Consider the following 13,588-nt stretch of genomic DNA (forward strand, 5'->3'; position numbering starts at 1 on the left):
ACTGGTATGCACTCAAATCGATAATAAATGAAAATCAAAGCCCAGTGAACAAAACAATAGCCTTAATAGCTACTTCTTTTACAGCTTGGTATGAATTTAAAGACATAATTAATTTAACATATATAAATTAGACTAAAGCCAATCCAATTTATTTCAATAATAACTCCATAATAACTCCATAAAATTTATTATTTTCAACGGACTTACCACGAATTCACTATGAATTTAGACACGCTTCACTTTTAGAAAGTTAGACATGTCTTTTGTTGCTGTTAGATAAGAAGTCTAATAATCTAACAATTTAAGAAGTCTAATAATCTATTATATTTGTCCAATGCAACTATCCGTCATCATCCTTAATTACAATGTGCGCTACTTTTTAGAGTTGTGTGTTTTGAGTGTACAAAAAGCCGTTCAGAATCTAGATGCCGAAATCATAGTCATCGATAATAATTCTTCGGATGATAGCTGCGCGATGATGAAACAGCGTTTTCAGAATATCAAACTCATTGAGAACAACGATAATTTTGGTTTCCCAAAAGGAAATAATATCGCGGTTGCAGCAGCTAAAGGCGAATACATCTGCATCTTGAATCCTGATACTGTTGTTGCCGAAGATACGTTTGAAAAAGTGTTGGCTTTCGCCAAAAGTAAAACAGAGTTGGGAATCGTTGGCTGTAAACTTATTGATGGAACCGGAAACTTCCTTCTCGAAAGTAAGCGCGGAATCCCGACGCCTTGGGTTGCTATAACTAAAATTTTTGGTTTGTATAAAATTTTCCCGAACATCTCTTCATTTAATAAATATTACGCCCAGCATTTAGATGAAAACCAAACAGGAAAAGTAGATATTCTCGTGGGTGCTTTTATGGTCATGAAGCGGGATTTGTACAACGAACTTGGTGGTTTTGACGAAAATTGTTTCATGTATTCCGATGATATCGATTTAAGTTACAGGAGTTTGCAAAAAGGAAAATCAAATTATTATTTTCACGAAACGACCGTTATTCATTATAAAGGTGAAAGCACGGTTCGAGACAAAAATTACATAAAGCATTTTAGAAAGGCGATGCAGTTTTTTTATAATAAACATTTTCGGAAATCAATAGTATTTGATTTTGTGATGAAATGTGGTAGTTTCATTTTCAGCGTAGTCAAGAAAAATCAACAGAAAAATAGAATTTTTTCGATAGATGAAACTATACTTTTTACTAAAGGAAGCAGTTCTACGTTTGCTTCGTCAGTAGATATAATTTATTCAAGGTTTGATGATTTCAGAATTAATTCAACTATTAGTTGTGAAATTATTTTCGATACAACTTGTTTCACTTATAAAGAAATAATAAGTTTTATGGAAAAAAGCAAATCAGTGACTGTTACTTTCAAGAACTTTTTACCTTCGTCTAATGTTGTTATTGGAAGCAATCACGCAAACGATATAGGTCAAGTATTAAATTTATCAAAACTTGAATAATTCGCCACACAACCTCAAAATAATTAGTATTTTTGCAAACCAAATAACGAAACACAACTTTTAGTATACAAATATGGCAAAGTTTGAATTGAAATTACCTAAAATGGGTGAAAGTGTTGCAGAGGCAACCATTACCAATTGGTTAAAACAAGTCGGTGAAAAAATCGAAATTGATGAAGCTGTTCTTGAAATCGCTACCGATAAAGTTGATAGCGAAGTACCGAGCGAAGTTTCAGGTGTTTTAAGCGAAATTTTATTTCAGGTAAATGATGTTGTAAAAGTAGGGCAAACTATCGCCATTATTGAAACTGAAGGTGGAAGTCCATCAATAGAAAGTAGCGCTGTCACATCGAGCGCAGTCGAGATGCCAATTGTTGCAGAAGTAACAAAAACTATTGAAACCTCAATACAAAAAACTACTCCAGCTGATTTCAAATCATCAGATAAATTTTATTCGCCGCTGGTAAAAAACATTGCTAGTGCTGAAGGAATTTCTGTATCCGAATTGGAAGCAATTGCAGGTTCTGGAAAAGACGAACGTGTTACGAAAGAGGACATTTTAAAATATATAGGCAATAGACAAAAGCCATTAGCTACTAGTGAAACTTCCCAACAAAAAACCAATATCCAACAACCTACAAATCTAGCTGTTCCTGTTTCTGTAAATGGTGGTGATGAAATTGTAGAAATGGACAGAATGCGTAAACTTATTTCGGGTTATATGGTTGCTTCGGTACAAACATCGGCACATGTACAATCGTTTATTGAGGTGGATGTGACCAATATTGTAAAATGGCGTGACCGAGTAAAAGTAGCTTTTGAAAAACGCGAAGGCGAAAAACTAACCTTCACTCCAATTTTTATGGAAGCGGTTGCTAAAGCTATCAAAGATTTTCCTGGATTGAACATTTCTGTGGACGGTGATTTTATCATCAAAAGAAAAAATATCAATCTTGGTATGGCTGCGGCTTTGCCAAACGGAAATTTAATTGTTCCCGTAATTAAAAATGCCGACCAATTGAATTTAGTTGGAATGGCAAAAGCCGTAAACGATTTAGGAAACCGTGCCAAAACAGGAAAACTAAAACCCGACGATACACAAGGAGGAACGTATACGGTTACTAATGTAGGAACCTTTGGTTCTGTGTTCGGAACACCAATTATCAACCAACCACAAGTTGGAATTTTAGCGCTTGGAGCCATTAGAAAAGTGCCCGCCGTTATCGAAACTCCCGAAGGCGATTTCATCGGAATTCGACAAAAAATGTTCTTATCACATTCGTATGATCATAGAGTAGTTGACGGAGCATTAGGAGGAAGCTTCGTAAAACGGGTAGCCGATTATCTTGAAGCATTTGATGTGAGTAGGGAGTATTAAGAAATAGTAAACCAATAAAAATTACTTGATTTTCCCACTTTAAAAAGACTTTTTATTTAAAAAGAAGTTAAACTGTGTAAACTCTTGAGTGTTTTTAAAACTTTTAAATTATATAAATTATTTTTTTAATTGTATAATAATTTGCAGTTGGTGCAAGCTTATCTTTGTAACGTACAACTAAATATCAATACTCATGAAAAAAATTATTAGCTGCTTATTTTGTTTATTCGCCTTCTGTTTGGCATCGGCACAAGAAGTAAAGACAACCATTGTGGTAGATTCGGTTCAGACAAAAATCCAAACAAGCAAAGTTACCATCGATGAAAAAAAATCACAGCTCAAATCAGAGCTTCGCGATCAAAAAGAAATCACTAAAAATCAGAAAAGAAATGATGAAAAAGCAACGGACGAACGCAGAGAATTAGCAAAAGAGCAGAAAAAACTAAAAAATGATCAAAAGCAAGTTCAAAAAGAAAACAGAACTATTGCAGATAACAATGATAAACTGAACGATGCCAAAAAAAAGGAAATCAGGTTAAATCAAAAATTAATGAGCGTCAACAAAGATTTAATTAAACTTCAAGAAAAATTTGCAAGTAAAAAAACTGCTGGAAGCTTATCGGAAGTAGAAAGTAGCGAGTATGAAGTTAAAATAACCAAAAAACAATTGGAAGTTAAAAAAATAGAAGAAGACCTTTCAAATCTAAAAAATAAACAATAACGAATACCATTGTTTCTTTAAAGAAAAGTCATTTTTATCATGTAGCAAATTTTTTATCAAATGTGTGAAATACATATTTCAAAAAAACTAAAAGCCTTATTTATTAAGGCTTTTTATATAATATCCAGTAAAGATAGTATTCACACTTTCAATAAAATTGGATTCAATTCTTTAAATACTTAAAAGAAAACTTCTAATTACTTTGCTATAATTTACGCTTTCAGTACTATCTATGTTGCATTTTTGAACCAAGTGTAATTTATTATCTCAAAAACCATTTTAGGTAAAACGAGCGCATCAAAGCCAATTATAAAAGAATTAATCAGTTCATAAACCGAAAGACTTTTTTGTTGAAAAAAATGCAAAACTTTTTATAAATTCGACCAACGGTAACTTCATTATTTTATATTTGTCGATTAACTTTTTACAATGGAATTGAAACTCACACGTCCTATTTGTTTTTTTGATTTGGAAACCACAGGTATTGAAGTTGCCAAAGACAGAATTGTGGAAATATCAATATTTAAAGTATTTCCCAACGGAAACAAAGAAAGTAAAACATGGCTTGTAAACCCAACTATTCCCATTCCTGCGGCCACAACTGCCGTTCACGGAATCACTAACGAAAAAGTAGTCAATGAACCTACATTCAAAGAACTAGCATCGCAAATTTATAGTATGATTAAAGATTCGGATTTGGCTGGATTTAATTCCGATAGATTCGATATTCCGCTTTTGGCCGAAGAATTACTGCGAGCCGAAGTAGATTTTGATATGAAAAACTGCGTTTCTGTAGATGTGCAAACTATTTTTCATAAAAAAGAAGAAAGAACGTTAAGTGCTGCCTATAAATTTTATTGCAATCAAAGTTTAGAAAATGCCCACAGTGCTGAAGCCGATACTATGGCAACCTACGAAATTTTGAAAGCGCAATTAGATCGTTACGAAGATTTGGAAAACGACATGAAAGTGCTTTCTGAATTTACTACTCGAAAAAAAACGGTTGATTTTGCAGGTTTTATTGCTTTAAATCAAGATGGAAAAGAAATTTTCACGTTTGGCAAACACAAAGGTGCCTTGGTTGATGAGGTTTTAGACAAAGAACCCGGTTATTTTGGTTGGATACAAAACGCCGAATTCCCATTATACACTAAAAAAGTTTTGACCAAAATCAAATTAAGAAAACTGAATACAAAAAATTAAGTGAATAGTGATTAGTAACTAATATAAAACGAAGCTAATTACTAATTACAAATTACTTAAAAAATGAAAATAATCTGCATTGGAAGAAATTATGTCAATCATATTGCGGAACTCAACAACGAGCGACCCGATGAGCCCGTAATTTTTATGAAACCAGATACCGCAATTTTACCAAAAAAAACTCCTTTTGTCCTACCAGAATTCAGCAGCGACATTCATCATGAAGTTGAAATTTTAATCAAAATCAGCAAAGTAGGCAAGTATATCGAAACTAAATTCGCGCACAAGTATTATGACGAAATTGGATTAGGAATAGATTTTACTGCAAGAGATTTGCAAAACAAATTAAAAGAAAACGGGTTGCCTTGGGAAAAAGCAAAAGCATTTGACGGTTCAGCGATAATTGGTGACTTTCTTCCAAAAAATAATTTTCTTTCACTTGAAAATATTACTTTTGAATTAACAAAAAATAGTCAAACCGTTCAAAAAGGAAATACCAGTCACATGTTGTGGAAAATTGATGAAATCATCTCTTATGTTTCGCAATATTTCACGCTCAAAAAAGGCGATATCATATTTACAGGAACACCCGAAGGCGTTGGAAAAGTATTGCCTAACGATGTTTTAGAAGGATTTATAAACAATATAAAAGTAATGAGATTACACATCAAATAATGGCAATAAATTACAACCTAGCAAAAGTATACGCGCTTTCAGACAACGATACTGAATTCGTTATGCAAATTATTACTCTTTTTGTAACCGAAGTTCCGCAGGACATGTTACAAATCGATTTGGGAATTAAGACCAAAGACCACAAACTGGCTTATGCCTACGCGCACAAAATAAAACCAAGCCTCGATTTATTGGGCATGAACGTGGCATTTGAGGAAATTCTCCAGGTAGAAGCTTGGACAAAAGCCGAAGGCAAGCGCAAGGAAATTGTAGATACTTTTGCAAGTGTTCAAAGTCAAGTCGAGAAAGCTGTCAAAGAAATTAAAAAAGATTTTGATATTTAAAAGCAGTAGCGAAAAGCCAGTACATTATAAGCAATGGTAATTCCCGCTTTTCGTTACAATATCTTTGACAAAAAAAAACTTTGTCAAAGATGATTTTCACAACAATCGGGGCTAATTGAACTTCTATTTTTATATTTGAAATCTAATATTTAAAATCTAATCGCTTGCAAGCAACCATAGTCACCATTGGCGACGAAATTCTCATCGGACAAATAGTAGACACCAACTCGGGGTATATCGCCAAAGCTTTAGATAAAATTGGTGTTCAAACGCACGAAATGCTTTCTATTTCGGATGATAAACAACATATTTTAGAAACGTTTGCCTCTCTACAAAATAAAGTAGATTTAGTTATAATAACCGGCGGTTTAGGACCAACAAAAGACGACATCACCAAGCATACCTTTTGCCAATATTTTGATGATGTTTTGGTCGAAAACCAAACTGTTTTAGCACATGTAAAAGATATTATTGAAGGTTTTTATAAACGGCCTCTCACGCAATTAAACCGTGATCAAGCCTTGATTCCATCTAAATGCGAAGTACTTTTCAACAAAATGGGAACCGCACCGGGAATGTGGATGAAAAAAGAAAATACGGTTTATATTTCTCTGCCGGGAGTTCCGTATGAGATGAAATATTTAATAGAAAACGAAATCATCCCCAAAATAGTTAAAGAATACAAGCGTCCGTACATTATTCATAAAACCATTTTAACCTACGGACAAGGTGAAAGTTTAATAGCTGAACGTATAGAAAACTGGGAAAATAGTCTACCAAATTTTTTAAAACTAGCTTATTTACCATCACTCGGAAAAGTGCGTTTGCGCATTACAGCAAGAGGTGAAAATAAAGAAATTTTAGAAAATGCCATTGCCGAAAATGTAACGTCTTTAACTAAAATAATTGGTGAAATCATCACAGGTTTTGATGAAGATCAAACAATAGAAGTAATGCTCGGAAGATTGTTAACAAAACAAGGGAAAACAATTGCTTCTGCCGAGAGTTGCACTGGAGGAAGAATTGCCCAAATGTTTACATCAGTGGCTGGCTCGTCACAATATTTTAGAGGAAGTGTAGTTAGTTATGCTACAGATATTAAAGTTTCTGTACTGGGCGTTTCTCAACACACAATCGATAAGCACTCTGTAGTAAGTGCAGAAGTTGCTAAGGAGATGGTACTTGGAATTCAAAAACTTATGCAAACCGATTACGCAATTGCTACCACAGGCAATGCAGGTCCGAGTAAAACTGATGGCGATGCCGCAATAGGGACAGTATTTATAGCATTGGCAGTGCTAAACGAAATTATAATTGAGGAATTTAATTTTGGACAACCACGTGAAAAAGTGATAGATAGAACAGCGAACAAAGCAATGGAAATGATGCAAAAAGAAATTTTAAAAAATCTGCCATAATTATTTTGCTTCTACAGTTTATTTTACTTAAGTTTGCACCCTCGAATTGAATAACTATAAAAGAAAAGCACAATGTCAAGAGTTTGTGACCTTACAGGTAAAAAAGCGATGGTAGGAAACAATGTTTCCCACGCTATGAACAAAACTAAGAGAAAATTTTCTGTTAACTTAGTTAAAAAACGTTTCTATCTTGCTGAAGAAGACAGATGGATTACATTAAGAGTAGCAGCGTCTACCATTAAAACAATCAACAAAAATGGATTGGCTGCTGTTTTGAAAAAAGCAAAAGTTGAAGGATTTATAAAATAATCTTATCCCAGTAAAAATAAAGTAAGATGGCAAAGAAAGGTAATAGAATACAAGTTATATTAGAATGTACTGAACACAAAGGAACAGGACTTCCTGGAACTTCTCGTTACATCACAAACAAAAACAAAAAAAACACTCCCGATAGATTAGAGATTAAAAAGTTTAATTCAATCTTAAAGAAAATGACTGTTCATAAAGAAATTAAATAATTAAGATTTTTTTACTAAACTAAAAACTTCACTATACATTTGAATCATGGCAAAAAAGACCGTTGCAACCTTACAAACCGCTTCTAAAAGATTAACCAAAGCAATAAAAATGGTTAAGTCTCCTAAAACTGGTGCTTACACATTTGTTGAAAGTATTATGACTCCAGAAGAAGTAGATAGTTTTCTTAAAAAAAACTAATTCAACAAACATTTTATACTAAAGCTACTTTCGTTCGGAAGTAGCTTTTTTATTTTTATATTTGCCCTGCATTTCAAATTTTCAATTTAGTATCAATGAGTTTTTTTAAAAGAATATTTTCCTCCGAGAAAAAAGAAACTTTAGACAAAGGTTTGGAACTAACCAAAACCTCTTTTTTTTCCAAACTGACTAAAGCAGTTGCAGGAAAATCAAAAGTAGATGATGAGGTTTTAGATAATCTCGAAGAAGTACTAGTATCTTCTGATGTAGGAGTTGAAACTACTTTAAAAATTATTCAAAGAATTGAAAATCGGGTTTCTAACGATAAATATATAGGTACAGAAGCACTCAATCAAATTCTTCGTGAAGAAATTGCCGGTCTTTTATCTGAAACCAAATCGGGAGAAGAAACAGACTTTACAATTCCAGCCAATAAAAAACCCTACGTAATTATGGTTGTTGGCGTTAATGGTGTTGGAAAAACTACCACCATCGGGAAGTTAGCGAATCAATTTAAAAAAGCAGGTTACAAGGTCGTTCTTGGAGCTGCTGACACGTTTCGAGCTGCCGCTATTGACCAATTACAAATTTGGGCAGATAGAGTAGGCGTTCCATTAGTAAAACAACAAATGGGAAGTGATCCAGCGTCGGTAGCGTTTGATACGTTACAAAGTTCCGTTTCACAAAATGCCGACGTCGTGATTATTGATACGGCTGGTCGTTTGCATAATAAAGTAAATTTGATGACCGAACTGACTAAAGTAAAAAGAGTGATGCAAAAAGTAGTTGCAGATGCGCCCCATGATGTCTTATTAGTTTTGGATGGTTCGACTGGACAAAATGCTTTTGAACAAGCCAAACAATTTACGGTTGCGACCGAGGTTTCTTGTTTAGCAGTAACAAAATTAGACGGCACTGCGAAAGGTGGTGTTGTTATTGGGATTTCAGACCAATTTCAAATTCCTGTAAAATATATTGGAGTTGGTGAAGGTATTGATGATTTACAAGTTTTTAATAAATTTGAATTTGTAGATTCGTTTTTTAAATAAAATTATATGAATAAAGGTTTATCTTTTTTTAGAACATCTTCACCATTTCTGTTACTTTTGATGGGTATTGGTATAGAAGTGGTATCAAAATTTATTGAAAAAAAAGTGGAAAGTCTTGCTTTAGGACTTCAACTTATTTCATTTATCATAATCGTTTATGCTTTGATCCGATTAATAAACAGAAAATAAACTATTGCTATTGATACAACGCAGTAATTTTTGTCCACAACGTTTCATCAAAAGTTGATAGTGCCAAATTTGCACTGTCTGCAGCATCACCCATCCTAATGACTACCATTTTTTTGCTCGGAATCACATAAATCTTTTGATCATTTTTACCCAATGCCATAAACATATCGTTTGGTGCGGTAGGTATAATACTTCCCGCAAATTCCTGTTGCGTTTGTGGCAAATGATAACTTGCTTTTCCGTTCAGCCACCACAAATAGCCATAACTCACATTGATGTTTTGTGAAGTTGTCGTTGCTTGCGTAAAATAGTTCTCGTTTACGACTTGCAATCCATTCCAGTTTCCTTTATTCAAAGCCATCAATCCAAAACGCGCCATGCTTCTTGTAGTACTCCAATACACAACGTTATTATTGGACTGAATCCAAGTTCCGTTCATCCCTAATTTGTCTCTTAATTTGATATTGAAATAGTTGCTCCAAGATTGACCAGCAACGGTAGCAATAACGTCTTGCATTTTAACATATACGTTGCTGTAAGCCCAGCGAGTTCCTGCATCGGCTTTGTAGTTCAAACTTGACGGAGTCACGGCATCGCTATACACACCATTCACGTAATCATCAATGCCTGAAGTCATAGTTATCAAGTTTTTACAGGTAATTAAATTTTCCTGTGACAATGTTTCATTAGTCCAACCTGTCCCAATATAATTTGAAACTTTATTATCAATGTTTAAAAGACCTTCTTGTTGTGCAATGCCTGTCATCATTGATGTGAGTGTTTTTCCTGCGCTTGCCCAGTACCAATTACTGCTTTCTGAATGACCGTTGAAATAATTTTCCATTACAATTCTTCCGTTTACCAATATCATAAAAGATTTAGCATTTTTCAGTTGCAGATAATCTAAAAGAGGTTGTACTGCACTTTGATTCCACCCTAGTGCTGCAATGGTTTTAGTTTGCCAAGTAGTGCTGCCGTCATTGGGCGGAAAATACATTTGCTCGTCAACAGGAGCTGGAGTTGCTGTCGAATTGGAACTACAGTTTGATAATAAAAGTAACAGCATTGAAAGTAAAAAAAATTGTTTCATAATTTGATAAATTTAGTATTTTGACAGTGTATTACTAAAATAGTTTGATGTTGATAATATTAATTTTTTATTTCTGTCAGATTATAAATTTATAAATTAAATTTGTAAAACTGTAAATAAGAAGTTGTAATAGTAATGAAAAACTTAAGTATTTGGGTTGTTGTTCTAACTTTGATTTCGTGTCACGCTATTGTGAAAAAGGAAGATGTCAAAAAGATTAATGGCTACTGGGAAATCAAACAAGTTGGGTCGCCAGGTGGTGGCAAGAAAGAGTATAAAGTCAACGAAACTATCGATTATTTTGAGCTGAAAGATAATCAAGGTTTTCGTCAAAAAGTGATGCCGCAATTTGATGGAAAATTTAAGACCAATGACATCAGGGAAACCATTAAAATTTTAGAAAAAAACAATGCTTTCTTTATTGAATACAGTACAAAATATAACACATGGCAAGAAGAAATTATTACCATTGAAGATTCTGCTTTAGTGTTAAAAAATCAAGGAAATTTAGAGTACACTTATAAAAAATTTAAACCCTTCTCATTCAAATAACACAGAAATTATTCAGCATAAATGGCAAGACGAATAAGTAATGAAGGTTCAATAGCAGATGTTTTGAAAGAGTTTATCGATAAAAATAAGCTCCAACCTGGCATGGATAAAATTGATGTTCAAGCAGCTTGGAAATCACTTATGGGAAATGGTGTGAATAGCTATACAAAAGAAGTTGTTTTGAAAGGAACAACGCTTTATGTTTATTTAACTTCGGCAGTATTACGGGAAGAATTGAGCTATGGTAAACAGAAGATTATTAAAATAATTAATGAAGAACTTGGGAAAGAAGTAATCAAAGAAGTTGTGCTTCGTTAAGTATTGATTTCTAGATTTTTGATATAGTCTTCGTGTTCAAAAAAAAATTGTTCAAATTGGCTCATAGTTTGGTTAAAAAATTCAAAAATTTCAGTCCAATACTTTTTATTATTTAAGCCAACGCTCTCTTTTTCAACCCAAATTCTACTGATAATCTTGCCGTTTTCGAGATAAAAATTTCGTTCCAGTATAGCATTTGGCAAATACTCTTGATGCAAAATGGTCTTTAAAGAGGCTATTTTTTCAAAGTAGATTTTTCGTTTTTCTTCGTCATTTTGTTCAATATCTAATAGTACTTGCGCTTTCTTATTATCGATATAAAACTTGAAAGCTACATTTTTAATTTTAGTGTCATACAACAACCATTTTCGTGGATATGCTTCGGCAAAAGCGGTCCAAAATTCTTTTTTTATAAGTAGTGCTTCTTCTTTGCTGTACATTTTATTAAATTAAAAATTGGTGTGCCTTATTTTTTAGAGTAATTTTATAATTCTAAACTAATTATTATGCACTTTGACGAGTTTTTAAAACACACGCCAAAAATACAAATTGTAGCGCTTCCCGCAAACAATGCGCATATAAAAATGGTTCCTCCTAACAGAGAAGAATTAATTAAAAATACCGATTTTACTAAAATCAAACCCAGAAAAGCTGCGGTAATGATGTTATTTTATCCCAAGAAGTCGCAAACTCATTTGGCATTAATTATTCGAACTTCCTATAACGGTGTGCACTCGTCTCAAATAGCTTTTCCTGGAGGAAAAGAAGAGGTAGAAGATATTGATTTGAAACAAACGGCGTTGCGAGAAACGCATGAAGAAATTGGAATTCATCCCCGCTTTATTTCAGTGGTTAGGGCCTTCACTGAAGTTTATATTCCGCCGAGTAATTATATTGTGCATCCGTTTTTTGGCTATAGCCAGGAGGAATTAAAATTTGTTTTGCAAGAAGACGAAGTAGCAGGAATAGTAGAATTGCCCTTAGCCAATTTTTTGGACGATAAAATATTGCATACAAATATTATGAAAACTTCGTATGCAAGTAGTATAGCGGTGCCAGGTTTTCTTGTGAACGAACATTTTATTTGGGGTGCAACGGCCATGATGTTGAGTGAACTGAAAGAAGCATTAAAAATGGTTTTATAAGGTTGAAGTTTTTGTAAATTTGCCTGCCTAATTAAAATTGAGTTATGGGTTTGTTGAAGAGAAATCCTTTTGGTCATATACTTTTTATCAAAAAATGGTTAATCCGAATATTTGGGGCCATTACCCACAGACGTTACCGAGGTTTTAACGAATTGCAAATAGAAGGCTCTGAAATTATTGCTACTTTGACAGATACAAATGTGTTGTTTATTTCTAACCATCAAACCTATTTTGCTGATGTGGTGGCGATGTTTCATGTATTTAATGCAAGTTTATCGGGAAGGCAAGATAGTATAAAGAATGTAGGCTATTTGTGGCAGCCCAAACTAAATATTTATTATGTTGCAGCTAGCGAAACAATGAAATCTGGACTTTTACCTAGAATTTTGGCTTATGTTGGTTCGATTTCTGTGGAACGAACTTGGCGTGCTGGAGGTAAAGATGTGACCGAAAAAAGAGAAGTAAATCCTAATGATACCGAAAATATAAGAATTGCGCTCAACGATGGCTGGGTAATTACGTTTCCGCAAGGAACTACCAAATCTTTTAAACCTGTTCGAAAAGGAACTGCGCATATTATCAAGCAGTATAAACCTATTGTAGTTCCTATTGTTATTGATGGTTTTCGTCGTTCGTTTGATAAAAAAGGGTTGCGTATGAAAAAGAAAAATATCCTGCAATCTTTTATCATTAAGGAACCATTGGAAATTGATTATGATAACGCGACGATAGACGAGATTGTTGAAAAAGTTGCTTATGCGATAGAGCAGCATCCTTCTTTTTTAAATGTCATTCCGGCAGAGGAAATCGAGGAGCAGGAACGTTTGAATAAGTTGCGGGAGTGGCATTAGAAAAAATGATTTTCCGATTAAGTCTGGAGAATTTATAGCGCACTTTGTTTTTATATAACACGACTTTGAATTAAAAATTAACCTCGCTTAAAGTATTTTGGGGGAGGTTAATTTTTATGGTTGTGCTGGGTGTTTAGTTTTTAAGAGTGGTTGCGCAACTGTCACAACTGTTATGGGCTGGTTTTTTTATTTAGCTTAAAGTTCGATGTTCGATTGTGCTACTTGCACTATTCTCGTTGCAGGTGGTAATATTCTCGCGCGCTTTGCGATGTTGCGAACTTCGAAACGAATTATTTTCCACTAAGATAATATTTCTTGCGAAACGAGAAGGTGAATTTACCACAAAATCGGCAATTGCGAGAAACTGCTCATATCTTTGTTTCTAATTCAAATAGAATAAAAATACCTTTGATAAATAACTAATAATAAACAAGACAAAGTTGCCAAATTGTGACACGGCTAGA

At 33.7% G+C, this 13,588-nt stretch carries 18 protein-coding genes; 16 read left to right on the forward strand and 2 right to left on the reverse strand.

Features of this window, described 5'->3' with window-relative positions; all coding sequences use genetic code 11:
* Positions 1-334: 334 nt before the first annotated feature.
* The 12 genes from Q0Q96_RS07510 (at position 335) to Q0Q96_RS07565 (ending at position 9,168) form a co-directional block, all read left to right on the forward strand.
* Positions 335-1,474 carry a glycosyltransferase family 2 protein gene (locus Q0Q96_RS07510; protein ID WP_293873137.1) on the forward strand — a complete coding sequence of 380 codons (1,140 nt, stop codon included), beginning with the start codon at positions 335-337 and terminating at the stop codon, positions 1,472-1,474.
* 73 nt (positions 1,475-1,547) lie between these two features.
* Positions 1,548-2,852, forward strand: a complete 1,305-nt coding sequence (locus Q0Q96_RS07515; protein WP_293873139.1) for a dihydrolipoamide acetyltransferase family protein — start codon at positions 1,548-1,550, stop codon at positions 2,850-2,852.
* A gap of 193 nt (positions 2,853-3,045) precedes the next feature.
* A complete protein-coding gene (locus tag Q0Q96_RS07520) occupies positions 3,046-3,573 on the forward strand; it encodes a hypothetical protein (protein ID WP_293873141.1) in 528 nt (175 codons plus the stop codon).
* Between the two features lie 429 nt (positions 3,574-4,002).
* Positions 4,003-4,776: a 3'-5' exonuclease gene (locus Q0Q96_RS07525; RefSeq protein WP_293873143.1), complete on the forward strand. Its 774-nt coding sequence runs from the start codon at positions 4,003-4,005 to the stop codon at positions 4,774-4,776.
* Positions 4,777-4,839: 63 nt separating this feature from the next.
* On the forward strand, positions 4,840-5,451 hold the full coding sequence (locus tag Q0Q96_RS07530; RefSeq protein WP_293873145.1) for a fumarylacetoacetate hydrolase family protein: 612 nt from the start codon (positions 4,840-4,842) through the stop codon (positions 5,449-5,451).
* Complete coding sequence (locus Q0Q96_RS07535; RefSeq protein WP_293873147.1) at positions 5,451-5,795, forward strand: histidine kinase; 345 nt, start codon at positions 5,451-5,453, stop codon at positions 5,793-5,795. The genes Q0Q96_RS07530 and Q0Q96_RS07535 overlap by 1 nt, the downstream gene beginning before the upstream one ends.
* Positions 5,796-5,959: 164 nt before the next feature.
* A complete protein-coding gene (locus tag Q0Q96_RS07540; RefSeq protein ID WP_293873149.1) occupies positions 5,960-7,213 on the forward strand; it encodes a CinA family nicotinamide mononucleotide deamidase-related protein in 1,254 nt (417 codons plus the stop codon).
* Positions 7,214-7,285: 72 nt separating this feature from the next.
* The gene (rpmB, locus tag Q0Q96_RS07545) at positions 7,286-7,522 is read left to right on the forward strand and encodes a 50S ribosomal protein L28 (protein WP_264521700.1); all 237 of its coding nucleotides are present in this window, start codon (positions 7,286-7,288) and stop codon (positions 7,520-7,522) included.
* Positions 7,523-7,548: 26 nt separating this feature from the next.
* Positions 7,549-7,731, forward strand: coding sequence for a 50S ribosomal protein L33 (gene rpmG, locus Q0Q96_RS07550; RefSeq protein ID WP_293873168.1), 183 nt, complete (start codon positions 7,549-7,551; stop codon positions 7,729-7,731).
* A gap of 46 nt (positions 7,732-7,777) precedes the next feature.
* On the forward strand, positions 7,778-7,930 hold the full coding sequence (locus Q0Q96_RS07555; protein WP_162126115.1) for a DUF4295 domain-containing protein: 153 nt from the start codon (positions 7,778-7,780) through the stop codon (positions 7,928-7,930).
* Positions 7,931-8,025: 95 nt separating this feature from the next.
* On the forward strand, positions 8,026-8,979 hold the full coding sequence (gene ftsY / locus Q0Q96_RS07560; RefSeq protein WP_293873172.1) for a signal recognition particle-docking protein FtsY: 954 nt from the start codon (positions 8,026-8,028) through the stop codon (positions 8,977-8,979).
* 6 nt (positions 8,980-8,985) lie between these two features.
* Positions 8,986-9,168: a hypothetical protein gene (locus Q0Q96_RS07565; protein WP_293873175.1), complete on the forward strand. Its 183-nt coding sequence runs from the start codon at positions 8,986-8,988 to the stop codon at positions 9,166-9,168.
* Positions 9,169-9,175: 7 nt separating this feature from the next.
* Here the strand turns inward: Q0Q96_RS07565 and Q0Q96_RS07570 are convergent, their stop codons facing one another.
* Positions 9,176-10,258, reverse strand: coding sequence for a serine hydrolase (locus Q0Q96_RS07570; RefSeq protein ID WP_293873178.1), 1,083 nt, complete (start codon positions 10,256-10,258; stop codon positions 9,176-9,178).
* A 135-nt stretch (positions 10,259-10,393) separates the two neighbouring features.
* Between Q0Q96_RS07570 and Q0Q96_RS07575 the strand changes: the two genes are divergently transcribed.
* Both Q0Q96_RS07575 and Q0Q96_RS07580 read left to right on the forward strand, forming a co-directional pair.
* Positions 10,394-10,810 carry a lipocalin family protein gene (locus tag Q0Q96_RS07575; protein WP_293873181.1) on the forward strand — a complete coding sequence of 139 codons (417 nt, stop codon included), beginning with the start codon at positions 10,394-10,396 and terminating at the stop codon, positions 10,808-10,810.
* A gap of 21 nt (positions 10,811-10,831) precedes the next feature.
* Entirely contained in the window at positions 10,832-11,128 is a 297-nt protein-coding gene (locus Q0Q96_RS07580) for a DUF721 domain-containing protein (protein WP_293873184.1), read from the forward strand.
* On the opposite strand, the gene Q0Q96_RS07585 is transcribed toward Q0Q96_RS07580, so the two are convergent.
* Positions 11,125-11,568 (reverse strand): DUF4268 domain-containing protein, encoded by a 444-nt coding sequence (locus Q0Q96_RS07585; RefSeq protein WP_293873187.1) that lies wholly within the window; start codon positions 11,566-11,568, stop codon positions 11,125-11,127. The two genes, Q0Q96_RS07580 and Q0Q96_RS07585, sit on opposite strands and share 4 nt — an antisense overlap.
* 66 nt (positions 11,569-11,634) lie before the next feature.
* Between Q0Q96_RS07585 and Q0Q96_RS07590 the strand changes: the two genes are divergently transcribed.
* The gene (locus Q0Q96_RS07590; RefSeq protein ID WP_293873190.1) at positions 11,635-12,273 is read left to right on the forward strand and encodes a CoA pyrophosphatase; all 639 of its coding nucleotides are present in this window, start codon (positions 11,635-11,637) and stop codon (positions 12,271-12,273) included.
* Between the two features lie 44 nt (positions 12,274-12,317).
* Positions 12,318-13,124, forward strand: a complete 807-nt coding sequence (locus Q0Q96_RS07595) for a lysophospholipid acyltransferase family protein (RefSeq protein WP_293873193.1) — start codon at positions 12,318-12,320, stop codon at positions 13,122-13,124.
* Positions 13,125-13,588: the final 464 nt, after the last annotated feature.

Origin of the sequence: Flavobacterium sp., from assembly GCF_025352015.1 — a bacterium.
Taxonomy (GTDB): domain Bacteria; phylum Bacteroidota; class Bacteroidia; order Flavobacteriales; family Flavobacteriaceae; genus Flavobacterium.

Excerpts from the sequence above, each read along its gene's own strand:
- Q0Q96_RS07565 (WP_293873175.1), top strand. The coding sequence starts at position 8,986 with ATGAATAAAGGTTTATCTTTTTTTAGAACATCTTCACCATTTCTGTTA.
- Q0Q96_RS07535 (WP_293873147.1), top strand. The coding sequence starts at position 5,451 with ATGGCAATAAATTACAACCTAGCAAAAGTATACGCGCTTTCAGACAAC.
- Q0Q96_RS07555 (WP_162126115.1), top strand. The coding sequence starts at position 7,778 with ATGGCAAAAAAGACCGTTGCAACCTTACAAACCGCTTCTAAAAGATTA.
- Q0Q96_RS07575 (WP_293873181.1), top strand. The coding sequence starts at position 10,394 with ATGAAAAACTTAAGTATTTGGGTTGTTGTTCTAACTTTGATTTCGTGT.
- Q0Q96_RS07570 (WP_293873178.1), bottom strand. The coding sequence starts at position 10,258 with ATGAAACAATTTTTTTTACTTTCAATGCTGTTACTTTTATTATCAAAC.
- Q0Q96_RS07520 (WP_293873141.1), top strand. The coding sequence starts at position 3,046 with ATGAAAAAAATTATTAGCTGCTTATTTTGTTTATTCGCCTTCTGTTTG.
- rpmG (WP_293873168.1), top strand. The coding sequence starts at position 7,549 with ATGGCAAAGAAAGGTAATAGAATACAAGTTATATTAGAATGTACTGAA.
- Q0Q96_RS07580 (WP_293873184.1), top strand. The coding sequence starts at position 10,832 with ATGGCAAGACGAATAAGTAATGAAGGTTCAATAGCAGATGTTTTGAAA.
- Q0Q96_RS07585 (WP_293873187.1), bottom strand. The coding sequence starts at position 11,568 with ATGTACAGCAAAGAAGAAGCACTACTTATAAAAAAAGAATTTTGGACC.
- Q0Q96_RS07530 (WP_293873145.1), top strand. The coding sequence starts at position 4,840 with ATGAAAATAATCTGCATTGGAAGAAATTATGTCAATCATATTGCGGAA.
- Q0Q96_RS07595 (WP_293873193.1), top strand. The coding sequence starts at position 12,318 with ATGGGTTTGTTGAAGAGAAATCCTTTTGGTCATATACTTTTTATCAAA.
- Q0Q96_RS07510 (WP_293873137.1), top strand. The coding sequence starts at position 335 with ATGCAACTATCCGTCATCATCCTTAATTACAATGTGCGCTACTTTTTA.
- Q0Q96_RS07590 (WP_293873190.1), top strand. The coding sequence starts at position 11,635 with ATGCACTTTGACGAGTTTTTAAAACACACGCCAAAAATACAAATTGTA.
- Q0Q96_RS07525 (WP_293873143.1), top strand. The coding sequence starts at position 4,003 with ATGGAATTGAAACTCACACGTCCTATTTGTTTTTTTGATTTGGAAACC.
- ftsY (WP_293873172.1), top strand. The coding sequence starts at position 8,026 with ATGAGTTTTTTTAAAAGAATATTTTCCTCCGAGAAAAAAGAAACTTTA.
- Q0Q96_RS07515 (WP_293873139.1), top strand. The coding sequence starts at position 1,548 with ATGGCAAAGTTTGAATTGAAATTACCTAAAATGGGTGAAAGTGTTGCA.
- rpmB (WP_264521700.1), top strand. The coding sequence starts at position 7,286 with ATGTCAAGAGTTTGTGACCTTACAGGTAAAAAAGCGATGGTAGGAAAC.